This is a genomic window from Psychrobacter immobilis (genome assembly GCF_904846065.1).
Classification (GTDB): domain Bacteria; phylum Pseudomonadota; class Gammaproteobacteria; order Pseudomonadales; family Moraxellaceae; genus Psychrobacter; species Psychrobacter immobilis_H.
In genome coordinates, this window is sequence record NZ_CAJGZV010000001.1 from 1544624 (window position 1) to 1559958 (window position 15335).

At 43.4% G+C, this 15335-nt stretch carries 16 protein-coding genes; 8 read left to right on the top strand and 8 right to left on the bottom strand.

All coding sequences use genetic code 11. From position 1 onward, the window contains the following. Positions 1-21: 21 nt before the first annotated feature. On the bottom strand, positions 22-186 hold the full coding sequence (locus JMW64_RS06455) for a rubredoxin (RefSeq protein WP_011280463.1): 165 nt from the start codon (positions 184-186) through the stop codon (positions 22-24). Between the two features lie 355 nt (positions 187-541). Between JMW64_RS06455 and JMW64_RS06460 the strand changes: the two genes are divergently transcribed. Beyond that, a complete protein-coding gene (locus JMW64_RS06460; RefSeq protein ID WP_055124107.1) occupies positions 542-1111 on the top strand; it encodes an adenine phosphoribosyltransferase in 570 nt (189 codons plus the stop codon). Positions 1112-1209: 98 nt separating this feature from the next. Here JMW64_RS06460 and JMW64_RS06465 read toward each other — a convergent pair whose 3' ends face one another. Together JMW64_RS06465 and JMW64_RS06470 are read right to left on the bottom strand one after the other, a co-directional pair. Continuing rightward, positions 1210-1686: a hypothetical protein gene (locus tag JMW64_RS06465; protein ID WP_055124106.1), complete on the bottom strand. Its 477-nt coding sequence runs from the start codon at positions 1684-1686 to the stop codon at positions 1210-1212. Positions 1687-1828: 142 nt separating this feature from the next. Continuing rightward, a complete protein-coding gene (locus JMW64_RS06470; RefSeq protein ID WP_201553743.1) occupies positions 1829-2770 on the bottom strand; it encodes a transaldolase in 942 nt (313 codons plus the stop codon). 520 nt (positions 2771-3290) lie between these two features. On the opposite strand from JMW64_RS06470, the gene pheA reads away from it, so the two are divergent. The 6 genes from pheA (at position 3291) to JMW64_RS06500 (ending at position 10543) form a co-directional block, all read left to right on the top strand. Beyond that, positions 3291-4472: a prephenate dehydratase gene (gene pheA, locus JMW64_RS06475; RefSeq protein ID WP_045455471.1), complete on the top strand. Its 1182-nt coding sequence runs from the start codon at positions 3291-3293 to the stop codon at positions 4470-4472. Between the two features lie 163 nt (positions 4473-4635). Then, the gene (gene hisC / locus JMW64_RS06480) at positions 4636-5778 is read left to right on the top strand and encodes a histidinol-phosphate transaminase (protein ID WP_201553744.1); all 1143 of its coding nucleotides are present in this window, start codon (positions 4636-4638) and stop codon (positions 5776-5778) included. Positions 5779-5934: 156 nt separating this feature from the next. Further along, positions 5935-8256 (top strand): bifunctional prephenate dehydrogenase/3-phosphoshikimate 1-carboxyvinyltransferase, encoded by a 2322-nt coding sequence (locus JMW64_RS06485; protein ID WP_406947500.1) that lies wholly within the window; start codon positions 5935-5937, stop codon positions 8254-8256. A 307-nt stretch (positions 8257-8563) separates the two neighbouring features. Continuing rightward, on the top strand, positions 8564-9526 hold the full coding sequence (gene rarD / locus JMW64_RS06490) for an EamA family transporter RarD (RefSeq protein WP_055124102.1): 963 nt from the start codon (positions 8564-8566) through the stop codon (positions 9524-9526). A gap of 50 nt (positions 9527-9576) precedes the next feature. Beyond that, positions 9577-9987, top strand: a complete 411-nt coding sequence (folB, locus tag JMW64_RS06495; RefSeq protein WP_055124101.1) for a dihydroneopterin aldolase — start codon at positions 9577-9579, stop codon at positions 9985-9987. Continuing rightward, on the top strand, positions 9977-10543 hold the full coding sequence (locus tag JMW64_RS06500; RefSeq protein WP_227694091.1) for a 2-amino-4-hydroxy-6-hydroxymethyldihydropteridine diphosphokinase: 567 nt from the start codon (positions 9977-9979) through the stop codon (positions 10541-10543). The genes folB and JMW64_RS06500 overlap by 11 nt, the downstream gene beginning before the upstream one ends. A gap of 138 nt (positions 10544-10681) precedes the next feature. On the opposite strand, the gene JMW64_RS06505 is transcribed toward JMW64_RS06500, so the two are convergent. Further along, complete coding sequence (locus JMW64_RS06505) at positions 10682-11416, bottom strand: glucose 1-dehydrogenase (RefSeq protein ID WP_201553745.1); 735 nt, start codon at positions 11414-11416, stop codon at positions 10682-10684. A gap of 162 nt (positions 11417-11578) precedes the next feature. Between JMW64_RS06505 and JMW64_RS06510 the strand changes: the two genes are divergently transcribed. Continuing rightward, on the top strand, positions 11579-12124 hold the full coding sequence (locus JMW64_RS06510; protein WP_201553746.1) for a DUF924 family protein: 546 nt from the start codon (positions 11579-11581) through the stop codon (positions 12122-12124). A 109-nt stretch (positions 12125-12233) separates the two neighbouring features. Here the strand turns inward: JMW64_RS06510 and cysE are convergent, their stop codons facing one another. The 4 genes from cysE to JMW64_RS06530 all read right to left on the bottom strand — a co-directional run bounded on the left by cysE (position 12234) and on the right by JMW64_RS06530 (position 15199). Continuing rightward, positions 12234-13181, bottom strand: coding sequence for a serine O-acetyltransferase (gene cysE / locus JMW64_RS06515; RefSeq protein ID WP_406947501.1), 948 nt, complete (start codon positions 13179-13181; stop codon positions 12234-12236). Between the two features lie 188 nt (positions 13182-13369). Then, entirely contained in the window at positions 13370-13816 is a 447-nt protein-coding gene (locus JMW64_RS06520) for a YtoQ family protein (RefSeq protein WP_265089801.1), read from the bottom strand. A gap of 112 nt (positions 13817-13928) precedes the next feature. Next, a complete protein-coding gene (locus JMW64_RS06525; protein WP_201553748.1) occupies positions 13929-14822 on the bottom strand; it encodes an RNA methyltransferase in 894 nt (297 codons plus the stop codon). Then, positions 14822-15199, bottom strand: a complete 378-nt coding sequence (locus tag JMW64_RS06530; RefSeq protein WP_201553749.1) for an Hpt domain-containing protein — start codon at positions 15197-15199, stop codon at positions 14822-14824. The genes JMW64_RS06525 and JMW64_RS06530 overlap by 1 nt, the downstream gene beginning before the upstream one ends. Positions 15200-15335: the final 136 nt, after the last annotated feature.

Genomic DNA, 15335 nt, shown 5'->3' on the forward strand with positions numbered 1-15335 from the left:
TCCTAATTAGAGGGTCGTCTATTACAGCTCAAGCATCTCAAAATCAAGCTTGCCCACACCGCACTCTGGGCAGGTCCAATCATCAGGGATGTCATCCCATTTGGTGCCTGGGGCAATCCCTTCTTCGGGACAGCCGAGTGCTTCATCATATATCCAGCCGCAGACGATACATTCATAACGTTTCATAAATAGTCCTATCGAGCATTATCAGTGTTTATAATCCGTGTTACAGGGTGTTTTTGACGTTCATATTTACAATCATAGCCGTTAGATGAGACTGTAAAAGCGCACATAGTTTAGCATATAACCGTGATTTTCGTCGTTAAGTTTACACTTGTATATTGAGATTGATTGGTTTTTATCAAGGGGTTTAGGTCTTCTGTCTGTCAGTAAGCACCTGTACGCTTACGTGCGCAACTGCGATATTTCTATCAATTATGTTATAATAAGCGCCGCTAAATTCACAGTATTCGCCATCATTTATCGTTGATATATTATTATCTAAATTACATTATCTAAGTCATATAAGCTAAGGGTTACCATGAGCATTAATGCTGCCGCTACATCTAAAAATGTCGAAAATGAGTCGTCTAATAAGCTCAATACGGATCATCCCTTTTGGCAAGTGATTCGCACAGTACCAGACTTCCCGAAAGTCGGCATTGATTTTTATGATATTACGCCGTTACTGCGCAGTCATATTAATGAGGTGATAGATGCATTGCTCGCCGCACTGCCTGAAGGCGTGATGGATGAGGTAGATTGTCTAGGGGCAGTTGAAGCGCGTGGTTTTGTCTTTGCAAGTTTGCTTGCAGGTCGATTGGGCAAAGGGATGATTTTGCTACGTAAACCCGGTAAGCTGCCACCGCCCGTTGCCAATAAAGCGTATGCTCTAGAATATGGTAAAGACACGCTTGAGATGCAAAACAATCTACCGCCTGAGCGCGTGCTATTGGTCGATGATATTTTAGCCACAGGCGGTACTTTAACCACCGCTTATGAGTTGTGTAAATCGGCAGATCATACTGTAGTGGGGGCGTTAGTATTGCTAGATTTGGTTGATTTGCATGGCGAATTTCCAGTGCCTGTCTATACGGTCTTAAAGGCTTAAAACTGGCAACGCTTAGTGAATAGCGTGAAATGAAGCAATCAAAAAAGCGCGCTGAATGAGTTTAGCGCGCTTTTTTGATTGCCTGTATTTGGTTTGTCTTAACGTACGTTGCTTGTCTTGCTGGTAAGGTAAGTTTTACACGCCTGTTCTATTAGCATGCGACTAATCGTTTTTGGCTTGGTTATCTTAAAATCTTTGGTGGTTAATATGGGTTTTTCTGATTGCCAAGATTCTAATACCTTGTTATTGGCATCATAGTTAACGTAAGCGCGTCTATAGTAACTGGCGTCTTTACAAGAGATGAGCAATTGCTGATCGCTATGATGAATCGCTTTTTCTTTACCTTCCTTATCTACTTTTGTTTCATCTTTTTGTGCAGGGTATGTTCTGCGGATAGATACGGTGATGTTTTCGACACTTTTTTCGTCTATGATATTGATGTCGGAGCTTTCAATAGAGTCTAAGTCTAAGCTAAAAATTGATCCAGTAGGACTTTCTGATATTTTTGACCAGTTCACTGCATGCGTGCTGACTGCTAGAACACCACCCACTAATAACACTGATAGCCGTTTCATAATCAAGCCTTGCTTCTTGTTGTGAGAAGTGAGCCATGATAGCCAACTTACTATTAGCAGGCAAATTTCTTTTATGACCTGCGACTGAGGTTTGTAAAGTGTTGATCATACTCATCACTGTTTATAACGCTCGACGCTCATATCAATGACGCATCGCTGCTAACATCTGAGCAAGCTCATCACGAGCACCAATAAAGCCATCGATACCTTTTGGTAATAAATCTTGTGTAACCGTGTCTTGTTGATAGGCGCTACTATATTCCTCTCGCGTTAGACTCACGCGTTTCATGTCAGCCACATCTAATGACATGCTAGGTGACAGTTGCTGTATCACCTCAGTATCCATCGCTGCCAGCGCGTCGATAAGGTCAGGCGCAATGGTCAATAGATCACACCCTGCTAGCGCCAATATCTGTTCAGTCGAGCGGAAGCTTGCGCCCATCACTTGCGTATTATAGTTATGCTGCTTGTAGTATTGATAAATGCGCTTCACAGACTGCACGCCCATATCATCAGAATCGGGCACGTTTTGACGATTTTGTTGGCGTTTTTGCCAGTCTAAAATACGACCAACGAAAGGCGATATCAATGTCACGCCAGCATCCGCACAGGCAATCGCTTGATGTTGTCCAAATAACAACGTTAAATTGCAGTGAATATTTTGAGTTTCAAGATAGCGTGCTGCCTCAATACCCTGCCATGTCGCGGCCATCTTAATTAATACGCGCTCTGAGTTAACCCCTGCTTTTTGGTAAGCTTCCATAAACGCTAATGCTTTATCAATCGTTGCTTGAGTGTCATAAGACAAACGAGCATCCACTTCGGTAGAGACGCGGCCTTGGATAAGCTCTAAAATATCACAGCCAACCTGAATGGTCAGCGCGTCAATCACTGCATCTATATTGCCACTATGACGACTCATGGTTTCTGACAGCATGCCTTGGTTGTCAGGATGGAGGAGTGCTTTAGTAATGAGGCTTGGATTGGTGGTCGCATCGATAGGTTTTAAGCGCGCAATGGCGGCAAGGTCGCCAGTATCAGCGACAATGGTGGTCATGGTACGAAGCTGTTGTAATGCGCTCATCATATATCCTTTTTGATCAAAAACAGATTGTGTTCAGTTACGTGGTAATTTTCTTGTTTATAGTGCTATTTGCTATCAGTTTTAGACTGTAACATAGTTTTGAGTGGATGTTCCCCCATAGTTTTACCGTACGTCGCTGCCATATTGCCTCTGTTTGCCAATATTGACGAATTTACGCGCATTTACACATGGGCACTGTCGATAGTTTTTGTTATAGTAGAGCGGGTCAGCGATCTGGCTGCTACATTTGCATGCTGGTGTGTGTGACTAACATACGGCAATAGTAGACGATAGCGCTCGCCGTGCAGGGTGCTTTTGAGAGGCTGCCTGCTATTTAGTGTGATTTCTATCGAATATCATTGCTAGTATGCTTGATACCTTTGACCGTCATTGAGTGCTGATTCAATAATGAAATGATTGGTTGTCGATAATTAGAAATACTTGAAGCCTTCAAAGTTAAAAAAGCAGTACCTAACTAGTAAAAAACTCAGTAATAATTTTAGAAAAAGGATAGGCGGTAATGAGTGAGCAGTCATCAGAGCAAAACATGGATAAGCTAAATCAAGCCATCGCAGGGGCTAACGATACTGCAACTGAAAAAGCATTTTTGGACGATATTCGCCAAAGTATTGATACAGTAGACTGCGAAATCCAGACACTGATTAATAACCGTGCCAAGTTGGCTCAGCAAGTGGCCGCAGTAAAGAAACAGCACATTGTCAATAACCCGACTGCCGACAATAGCAATCCTATTTTTTATCGCCCTGAGCGTGAAGCGCAAGTGCTAAAAGCGGTGATGGAACGCAACACAGGTCCGATCGCTGATGACAAAATGGCGCGGTTGTTCCGTGAAATCATGTCGGTCTGTCTCGACTTAGAAGCACCGCAGCGCATTGCTTTCTTGGGACCAGTAGGCACTTTTACTCATGCTGCTGCGCTCAAGCATTTCGGTAAAGCCGCTGATACCGTGCCAATGACCACCATCACTGATGTATTCCGTGAAGTTGAAGCAGGCACAGCGATGTATGGTGTGGTGCCAGTCGAAAACTCGTCTGAGGGTGTGGTTAACCATACGTTAGATGGTTTTCTTTCTTCTACCTTAAAGATAATTGGAGAAGTTGAGCTGCCGATTCATCAGAATTTCTTGGTCGCAGAACATACCAAACTTGATGGTTTAAGCCGTATTTACTCGCATCAGCAGTCACTAGCGCAGTGTCGTCATTGGCTCGATGTCAATTATCCTAATGTCGAGCGCGTGGCGGTATCGAGCAACGGCGAAGCTGCCCGCCGCTTGAAAAATGAATGGCATTCAGCGGCAATCGCCGGTGATGTGGCTGCTGCAGAATATGGCTTACATAAGCTATATTCAAATATCGAAGACAACCCGAGCAATACCACGCGATTCCTTATCATCGGTCATGAAGCGATTGCGCCATCAGGTCAGGATAAAACGTCTATCGTCGTATCAGCACATGACAAAGCGGGCGCATTGATCGAGATTTTGAAGCCTTTGTCTTATCATGGCGTGTCGATGACCAGTATCGAAACCCGTCCTGAGCGTCCGAATAAGTGGGCATACGTATTCTTCATCGACATGAATGGTCATATTGACGAGCCAAACGTCAGCGCTGCTATCGCTGATATCCGTCCATTGGTAAAAGATGTGCGTGTTCTAGGTTCTTATCCAAAAGCAGTGCTATAGTCCCTCTACTGTAAAAGAGTCATGGCGTTTACCTTGCGTGAAGTATCACATAATCATCTGCACTCGGTTGCCTTGGTTGCCCTTGACTCGCTTTGAAATTGAACCAACGATATAGCGCCGAATGGCTCACATCACTTGCCAAAATCATATCTAAGGATAAATCATGCCGTCATCTCATTCAGTAGAGTCAAATTTATCACCGCTTGTACCTGCCTACGATAGTATTTTAGAGCTAGTGCCTTATCAAACGGGCAAGCCGATTGAAGAGTTAACGCGTGAGTATGGCGTCTCAGATGTGGTAAAACTTGCCAGTAATGAAAACCCAAGAGGCTGCTCACCGCACGTCACGCTAGCGATTACTGAGCAATTGGGTCAGTTGGCACGTTATCCTGATGGCAACGGTTACTATCTAAAACAAGCGCTGGCTGACTTCAATGATGTCAGTGTGGAGCAGATTACTTTGGGTAATGGCTCTGACGATTTGCTTGATATTTTAGCGCGTAGTTTTGCTGGTGCTGACGATGCTATCGTTTACAGTCAATATGCCTTTATCGTTTATGCGATGTTGGCTAAAATACAAGGGGCCACAGGTATAGAAGTGCCTGCCCATCGCTTTGGGCATGATCTAAAAGCAATGAGTCAAGCGGTTCAAGACAACCCCAATACTAAAATAGTCTTTATCGCCAATCCTAATAATCCAACTGGCACGCAGCTTGAGCCTCAAGAGTTACGAGCATTTATGGCTAGTATACCAAGCTCGGTATTGGTGGTATTAGATGAAGCGTATATCGAATATAGCCCTGAAAGTAATAATAGGGCGTTGTTAGATGAATTTGATAATGTCGTCATCGTGCGCACTTTTTCCAAAGCTTATGGACTGGCGGGTTTACGTGTCGGTTATGCGCTTAGCTCAGTGGCTGTCGCGGACTTACTCAACCGAATCCGTCAGCCATTTAACGTGAGTAGGGTGGCTTTAGCGGCGGCGGCGGCGGCACTTGCTGACTCAGACTTTATCGAAAAAACTCGTCTGATGAATGATGAGCAAATGCGCTGGTTAGAAAAGCAGTTTGACGCATTAGGGTTGGGTTTCATTAAGTCGCATGCCAACTTTATTATGGTAGAAATAGCCGTTGAGATGGAAGACATCACCGCTGCTTCTATTCATCAAGCATTGCTAGAGCAGGGTGTTATCGTCCGTCCATTAGAGAGCTATGGCTTACCTCATTGGCTGCGTATCACAGTAGGGGTAGCAGAAGAAAATATGCGCCTGATTGATACACTGCGCTCAATCTTGACTGATAATTGATAATAAGTATGTTAGGTCGTTTTGGATAAGTAAATAATTTATTAATCATTTTTATGACACTAGTGTCGGCTTGTTTTAGTCATTCTGACGCTAGTTTGTTTAACGAGAAAAGCCGTGAGTCGCCAGCAAAACAATATAAGCAATCAAAACAATAATATGCAGTCTATGAATACTCAGCCGCCGTTATTTAAACAGATTTGTGTGATTGGTCTAGGGCTTATCGGTGCGAGCCTTGCCCAAGCCATTAAAGACAATGGTTTGAGTGAGCGTTTGGTGGCGGTTGATAGACATACACCAAGCATCGACGAAGCCATTCAGCACGGCTTATTAGACGCTGGTAGTGCTGTCTTAAGTAAGGTAGTGTTTGGTAGTGATTTGATTGTTATCGCCGTACCAGTACAAGCGGTGCAAGCCGTATTTATTGATATCAAAGCAGCGATGGATAATGGACAACTTGCTACTGATTGCATCATTACTGATGTTTGTAGCACCAAGGTCAATATCATTGATGCGGCTCAAGCGGTGTTCGGCTCGCTACCGACAGGATTGGTGCCTGCACATCCAATTGCGGGTGCTGAGAATTCAGGATATCATGCCAGACGCGCCACATTGTTTGTGAATCATAGTGTCATTATTTGTGAGCTACCTACTACAAGCAATGTAGCGATTACCAAGCTGCGGCAGTTATGGGAAGCGGTGGGTGCAAACGTTATGTCAATGGATGCGGAACACCATGATCGCATATTGGCGCACACCAGTCATTTGCCACATCTGCTTGCCTTTAATTTGGTTGAGCAATTGGCGAGCCATGATGACAATTTAGATATGTTCCGCTATGCAGCGGGCGGCTTTCGTGACTTTAGCCGTATCGCTGCCAGTGACCCTAAAATGTGGCATGATATATTTTTTGCCAACGAAAGCGCGATTGTTAGCGCCCTTGATGAGTATGGCGTTTACCTACAGACCATGCGTCAGCTTATCATCGATAAAGATTCAACCGCCCTGATGGGACTTTTGGGCCGCGCGCAAGCCGCACGGCGACATTTTGGCCATATGTTAGCCAGCACCCCTTATACGGATACTTCTGCCATGTCAGCTTCTTATAATATTACTCCTAGCAATACTGTATTGGGCACTATTGCCATTCCTGGTGACAAGTCTATCTCGCATCGCAGCATTATGCTGGGCAGCCTTGCGACAGGCGTGACCAATGTCACTGGATTTTTGGAAGGGGAAGATGCGCTTGCCACCTTGCAAGCATTCCGTGATATGGGCGTGACCATTGAAGGGCCTGATAACGGAAAATTGACCATTCATGGTGTTGGTATGAATGGGCTAAAGCCAAGCAAGACACCATTGTATATGGGCAACTCAGGTACTAGCATGCGCCTGCTGGCTGGTATTTTAGCGGCGCAATCATTTGATAGTGTATTAACTGGTGATACCAGCCTAAATAAACGCCCAATGGAGCGTGTGGCCGCACCTTTACGCGAGATGGGTGCAGTCATTCAAAGTACGGGTCATAGTGGTACGGCACCACTTAGTATCACTGGTCGAGCGACTATCGGTAAGCCATTACAAGGCATCGATTATGAGATGCCTGTGGCTTCTGCGCAGATTAAATCCTGCTTGTTGCTGGCTGGTCTTTGGGCAGAAGGCACCACAACCGTTACCCAACCAGAAGTCAGTCGTGACCATACCGAGCGTATGCTTTCAGCTTTTGGTTATCCAGTAACAGTCGATGGCAACCGTATCAGTGTAACCGGTGGCGGGCAACTCACAGGTGGTGATATCGCTGTCCCTGCTGACATCTCGTCTGCGGCATTTTTTATGGTCGCTGCTGCGATCAGCCAAAATAGTGAGCTGACTTTGACGCAAGTAGGTATTAATCCGACACGCACAGGCATTATCGATATCTTAAAATTAATGCAAGCAAATATTAGCCTAAGTAATGAGACACATGTGGGCGGCGAACCAGTCGCAGATATCACTATTCGTAGCTCAAGCCTAAAAGGTATTGAAATCCCAGAGCATTTAGTGCCATTAGCGATTGATGAATTCCCAGTATTGTTCATTGCTGCCAGCTGTGCGCAAGGTCGTACGGTGTTGACTGGTGCCAAAGAGCTGCGCGTAAAAGAGTCTGATCGTATTGCAGTCATGGCAGAAGGATTACAAACACTGGGTATTGATTGTACAGTGACGGAAGATGGGCTAATCATCGAAGGTAAAGGCATTGAAGGCGAAGGTATTGAGGCTCAAAATAGCAATATCAATAATAGCCAGCCTGTCTTTGGTGGCGGTCACATTACCTCGCACCATGATCATCGCATTGCCATGAGTTTTGCAATTGCCAGCTTACGTGCATCCAAGCAAATTACTATTGAAGGTGTTGAAACCGTTAATACCAGTTTCCCAGGATTTGCAGAGCTTGCCAATCACATTGGAATGTCTATTAAAGTTGATAATGTTGCGGTTTAATACCACAAACTATATTAACTTGCTGAATAGTATTATTGGCTTTTGCAACACTGAGCTTTAAAGTGCTGACTTGTAAAATGCTGGCTACAGCATTCAATAAAGTCTAAAAAGTTGCTTATTAGCCTTGATGTAAATGTTGTTTTTAAAGTTGTTATCGTTAGCAATGTGTTGATGCCTATATTGGCATGAGCGCATTGCTTTTTAACTTGTATCCTATCTGTAGTGACCCTGCGCTTTTGCCATTGAATTGATATAAAAATTAATATGGGGCAAGAGTGCGCTTTGCTCTAAAAAGTTGTACTGTACTATGACCACCCAAAACGTCATCAAAAAACCAGTTACGCCCATTAAAACAACCAGACGTGGCATCATCACCGCACTCATTGCCTTTTTTATCTGGGGTGGGTTTCCATTATATTTTAAACAATTGGCCGCCTACGATGCGACCGAGATTATCGGTCACCGTATTATTTGGACGTTTGCTTGCTTGCTTATCGTGTTGGTAGTCACCAAGCGCTGGCAATGGATCGATACCTTAAAGAAAAATCCGAGATGGATCGCGTTTTCATTTATATCGGGTTTGATTATTGCCACCAACTGGCTCACTTATGTATGGGCCGTCAATCACGACCGCATTCTCGAAGCCAGTTTGGGGTATTTTATCGGACCATTGGTGGGCGTTGCGCTATCGATGATTTTATTCAAAGAGCGCTTACGTACGCTGCAATGGGTTGCCATCGGTTTCGCCTTATTATCCGTAGTCATTCAAGTAGTTATGATTGGTAGCTTGCCATGGATATCACTGATTTTAGCCTTTAGTTTTAGTACTTACGGTACCATTCAACGGCAGACGCCTTTGACGGCTGTCGATGCCATGTTTGTCGAAACAACGATGTTGGTGCCGATTTGCTTATGGTGGTTCTGGCAAGCAGATGTGGTCAGTAGTCAATTGAGTTTTTGGTTTAGTCCCAATATTTGGCTACTAATGATCGCAGGGCCGATTACCTTGATACCGCTGTTATTGTTTAATAAATCTACCAAGCTCGTTGCTTATAGCATTTTAAGTTTTATGAATTATCTGACGCCGACCTTTATTTTCTTTTTAGCGGTGTTCTATTATAACGAGCCATTTGATTTACAGCGTCTTGCAGTATTTGGTCTGATTTGGTTTGGTCTGTTATTATTCAGCATTGACTTATGGCGTCATCGTCCTAGTAAAGCGCTAAAAGCCGCGCGTTTGCGTGAAGAGGCGTTGCAGAAAACCAATTAAAAAACCTGAGTTCAAAATCTAATTAAAATTTAGCAAACAAGGATGAGAGCATGTTTCATACCGAATCTGATGTAGTATTCGTTAAAGGCTTGACAGTAGAAGCAGTCATCGGTGTTTACGCGTGGGAGCGCGCAATCACGCAGCCGCTGCTGATTGATATAGCACTTGAAACAGATATCAGCCGTGCGGCTATCTCAGATGATGTCAATGATGCGCTGAATTATAAAGCGGTTTGCGATGATGTGAGCGCGTGGTGCCAAGCCATTAAAGCGCAGTTGCTAGAGCATTTAGCGGGGCAAATCGCTGATAAGTTGCTGGCCAAATATAGCTGTCATAAAATCACTTTAAGCATTGCTAAGCCCACTGCTATCAAGCAGGCCGATGCGGTTGGGGTACAGATCACGCGTTATGCAACGGCCATTGAAGATAAGCCAGTTGTAAGCAAGGACGATGATGCATAATATGCATAAAAATTTGGCTGATTTGAGTCTTGAAACGCTAAAAAAGCAGACGCCTGAACTGTTGAAAACACAATCTGTGACGGCAGTATTATTGGCTTTAGGCAGTAATTATCAAGCTGAACATTATCTGCCGCTTGTCCGAAAGGATCTAGCGGCGCTAGGGGGAATACAGTTATCTACTGCATTTGAAAATCCTGACTTTACATCGACCGAAGCGCAACCAAAGCCCGATTATACCAATCAGTGCGTTTATTTGCGTTTGGGAGAGCCAATGACACTGCAACAGTTACAGCAGGTTTTTAAAGATCTTGAGGGTGACTGTCATAGACAGCGTCTAACAGAAGCTCAGACGCCAATAAAAAAAGTTACGATGGATATCGATATTCTATTGATAGAAACGCTATTAATAGAAGTTGTTTCTGATAAAAATAGCCTAAGCAGCAATAAGGAATTTGAAGAGTCTAATTGGATTGTAATGGCAGATCGTTACCCATTCAAAGCGCATGAAAGAGCAGGGATAGAGGAGTTGATTAAAGGTCATTTTTTAAAAGGTTAAATGAAGCAGCCCAGATGCTATTCTAAATAAGTAAAAGTTATTGAGGACACGCCTTAGTGTTTTTCTTAAAACCTCTCAAAATAAAAGCTGAGCAAAATGCCCAGCCTATATCACATTTAAAAAGTTTAACTATTACGCCTACTGTGCGGTCAAACCACCATCAACGACAAACTCTGAACCTGTCGAGTAGCTTGAATCATCAGACGCTAAGAACAACACCATGCTGCTGACTTCTTCGGGCTGTGCCACACGTCTCATCGGAATAGTTTTGGCAAATGCTTCAACCGCATCTTTGGTATCGCCTTGCATAATCATCGGTGTAGCAATAACGCCGGGGTGAATGGAGTTCACGCGAATGCCATGAGGGGCACACTCTAATGCTGCCGCTTTGGTCATACCGCGTACCGCAAACTTAGAATCGGTATAGCCTATAGCGCCGCCAACCAAGCCATTAATTGATGAGATATTGATGATAGAACCTTGTTTGGCGGCTTTCATCGTTGGAATGACTGCTTTCATACCTAAAAAGACCGACACCTGATTAATCTCTAGAATCTTGCGATACGCTTCTACTGACGTATCTAAAATAGATTTGTGCGTAGTGATACCTGCATTATTAACCAGTACATCAATTCGACCAAATTTTTCCTGTGTTTCTTTAGCGACTTGCGTCCAATCTTCTTCACTAGTGACATCATGCTTAATAAATAGAGCGCTATCGCCAAGCTCTTTTGCTAATGCATCGCCTTTTTCACTATTGATATCGGTCAAGACTACCTTAGCGCCTTCTTGCATACACAAACGTGCATGAGTCTCGCCCATGCCTTGAGCGGCACCAGTAATAATGATAACTTTATCTTGTAAACGAGCCATGAGTTTTCCTATTTTTTTTAGTTATGAATAATGAAAGAGTATAGGACACAATCGCTAAATACTCCTTAGTGATTATGAAACCAAAAGTGAATACTTTATGTTTTTAAATGATAGCTTCAAATAATGTTTTTGGATGGTTTTATTAAATAATGGAGTGAGGAAATGATGTACAACGACATATTGGATTTCTGTTTTGATGAGGTGGGTAGTGAGAAGTTTTTTGAGAAAGACATAGCGTTTGATCAATTATTAATAGAGCGATACAGCGGTATACTTGAGCAAGCCGCCGCCGTAGAATTTTATACATGGCGAAGCAGCATAAAAGGGCGTTTAGCAGAAATTATTATATTGGATCAATTTTCACGCAATATTTACCGTGATACGCCAGCGGCTTTTGCCCAAGATGCGATGAGTCTCGCGCTCGCGCAAGAAGCGGTTGCTGCCGGTGCATTAGAGGCGCTTGAAACGATGGATGAGCGTAAGTTTTTCTTGATGCCTTATATGCACAGCGAATCAAAACTGATTCATCAACAAGCAGAAAAGCTATTTAAGCAGTATACCAATGCAGATACCGTGGATGCTGAGCTTAAACATAAAGTGATTATCGATCGTTTTGGTCGTTATCCGCATCGTAATGATATTTTGGGACGAATCTCGAGTAGCGCAAAAATAGCGTTTTTGACGCAGCCTGACTCATCTTTTTTATAAATATTGTTTGTCAAATGGCTAGTCGATAAATATTATTTATCAATTGGTTAAAATAGAAACAGAGGCTGTTTAGCCTCTTTTGTATTCATCATCGACGATAGCTAGAAGATTACTTCTGCTCAGCGCCTATCTCATCTATATCGGCACGGCCAATCACATCGATATCCTCTAAGCATAATTTATCATATTCTTTTTTACAAAAGTCAGGATCGATTTTGCACATCGCTGCTTGTAATTGATCTAAGCGATTTTCTGATTGCTGAATATGTTCGAGCATTTTAGCAAAGGCTTCGGCGACAGGGTCTTGTGACATAGGATCGATGCCATAAGCTTGAAACGCGGTTTCGCGTGCTGAATGATTGGTGGATTTTTCATCTATTGATTTTTCATCTATTGATTTTTCATCTATTGATTTTTTATCTACTGCCTTTTTATCTACTGCCTTTTTAACTATGCCATTATCCGTAGAAGCAGCTTGCGCCACTTTTTCTTGTTGCTTGGCATCATCGACCTTTTTAACAATCGGATTGCCTTTTTCGTCGTGATGGTCTGATATCATTCGCGCAGCACTCCCGACCATAGTCGCACCTGCTGGCACTGCCTTTACCACGACGGCATTTGAGCCAATTTTAGCGCCTTTACCGACAGTAAATGGCCCCAATACTTTAGCACCAGCACCAACGATAACCCCATCTTCCAAAGTAGGGTGGCGCTTGCCATTATTCCAAGAGACGCCGCCAAGCGTGACCCCGTGATAAAGCGTCACATCATTGCCAATCTCTGCCGTTTCGCCAATAACGATACCCATACCATGATCAATAAAAAATCGTCGACCGATTTTGGCAGCAGGGTGAATCTCGATACCAGTAATGATGCGTGAACCATATGAGATAACGCGCGCCGCCAGTTTTTGCTCGTTTTGCCACAGACAATGTGCACCGCGATGCAAAATAAGTGCATGAATACCAGGGTAGGTCAGGATGACTTCCAGACTATTACGTGCTGCTGGATCACGGTTAAACACCGCATCGATATCTTCTGTTAGGTCTTTTTTGATGCGTGAAAGTGATTTGAATAAGGCAGTTGGCAATGACATAAATTGTCCTATCGTATTTTTGATTACAATCAATTTAGTTATAGCAGCTTTGCAGCACAAAATATAGCGATGAGCGATAAATAAAAACAGACGACTGACAGATGAAATACCAGTCATTGACAATTTATCTATAGGCAATTATTTATGATTTAGCTATCACTGACAACATATTTTAGCAGCTCAACAACTTGCTCTGGCGTTTGCGCCCATCCCATTGCCGCCGCATCGACTTCTTTTAGCGGATGGATAATATCTTCAGCATGAAGGGTAATGTACGGCTTGCCTAAAGCCGCGCAGTAGCCAGCATCGAATGCAGCGTTCCACTGCTTATATTTATCACCAAAACGAATGATAGCAATATCGCATTTTTGAATCATGTTTTTGGTGCGAATCGCATTAACTTTTGATGATTTATGGTCGCGCCAGAACCCAATATCTTCTTTACCAAGCACATCACCAGCTGCATCGCTGGCTTCATGTTCAGTCACTGCGGAGGTAAAGGTAATATCTAAACCTTTGTCTTTCGCGCCTTGCATGATTTTTTGTCGCCAGTCGGTGTGTATTTCTCCGGACAAATAAACGTTCCAATTCATCATCAATTCCTTTTTATTATTGAATCCTATCATTTTTAAAATCATAGCATTTGTAAATGCTACGGCTGCTAATGCAATAGCAACTCAACGCCTGAAAATTTGCATATTAAAAGCTTTAGTCTTTTGCAAGTTTGGCAATCAAAGCACTTAGTAGCTGATACTCTTTTTGATCAAGCTGTAGGCGTGATCCCAGTCGTGACAGCCGCGATGGTAATGACTTCAAGTTTTCGCTATCGGCTAAACCTCGTTGAACCATCAGTTCAGTGGTGCGATGAGTCAGATGTTGCAATTGCTGCTGGGTAATGGCGGGTTCATCCCATTGCTGACGTAAATGTACATCGAGCATTGGCTGAGTAGTAGTACTCAAAGCAGTATCTACACTATCCGCTGTCTGAGTGTGTGATTGCGCGTAAGCAAAAATAAAGCTAGCGATTACTTGCACGGCTGACGCGACATTGAGTACAGGATAAGCAGGGTTGGCATCAATTTGGATATGATAATCTGCATAAGCCAATTCTTCATTGGTCAATCCGCGATCTTCACGTCCAAACAAGATAGCGATATTTGGTTTATTAGTAGTAGCAGCCGCTCGGGTATCAGCGTTACTATCGTCTGTGCTCAATGCCGACTGTTTATCGATAAAATCAAACATAATCTTAGCAGCTTGCGTGGGTGTCACGACAGGTCGAGGCAAATGACGACTGCGACTGCTGGCAGCAAATACCAGCTGGCAATCCGCAATAGCAGATTCTAAAGTAGGTGCAATGATGGCTGATGATAGCAGCTCGCTGCCACCTGCTGCATGAGACACACTGGTTTCATCAATTGGTAGCTTAGGATCGACAACCGTCAAACGAGACAAACCCATTGTGTGCATGGCGCGCGCTGCTGAGCCAATATTGGCAGGCAAAGTGGTATTAACCATGACGATTTGCACACAAGACAAGTAGTCGCTCACTGTATGATTGGCAGTAGATGCTGCTAATATAGGGGTAGAATCATTACTCATTATAACCCCAATCTTAGATTGATTTCTTGTTCTGCGCGTTGCAATGCGGCGGCGATATTTTCAATCAGTGCCGCTTGCTCGCTGATAAGACGCTCGCGGCAGCGCTCTTGTAACTGGCTGCTCAAGTTCATTAATTGGGTCGTGCCCAAGTTGGCGCTGGCCCCTTTTAGCGCATGAGCAACCTCAAAACCATTGGCATTGTCATTTTCTTGCTGAGCGACTCGCAGCGCACTTACTCGCTGCTGACTGTCAGTGATATACACTTGTATCAAATCAGCAAAGTCTTCTTCTAACAAATCACGCATGTCTTCAAATTGCTCATGATTAATGATTTCTTCAGCTTGGTGAGCCATATTTTTATTTGGGGTTTCATCCATGGTTTTATGTCCAATTCTAAAAGTTAAAACGGTAAAGGGTTTGTTATAAATACGTCAATGTTCTTTAAGTATTAGGGCGTGTCCTCAATTCAATCAATTACTCTCTAAATGGGCTAAAAATGGCTAAATTTTGTTA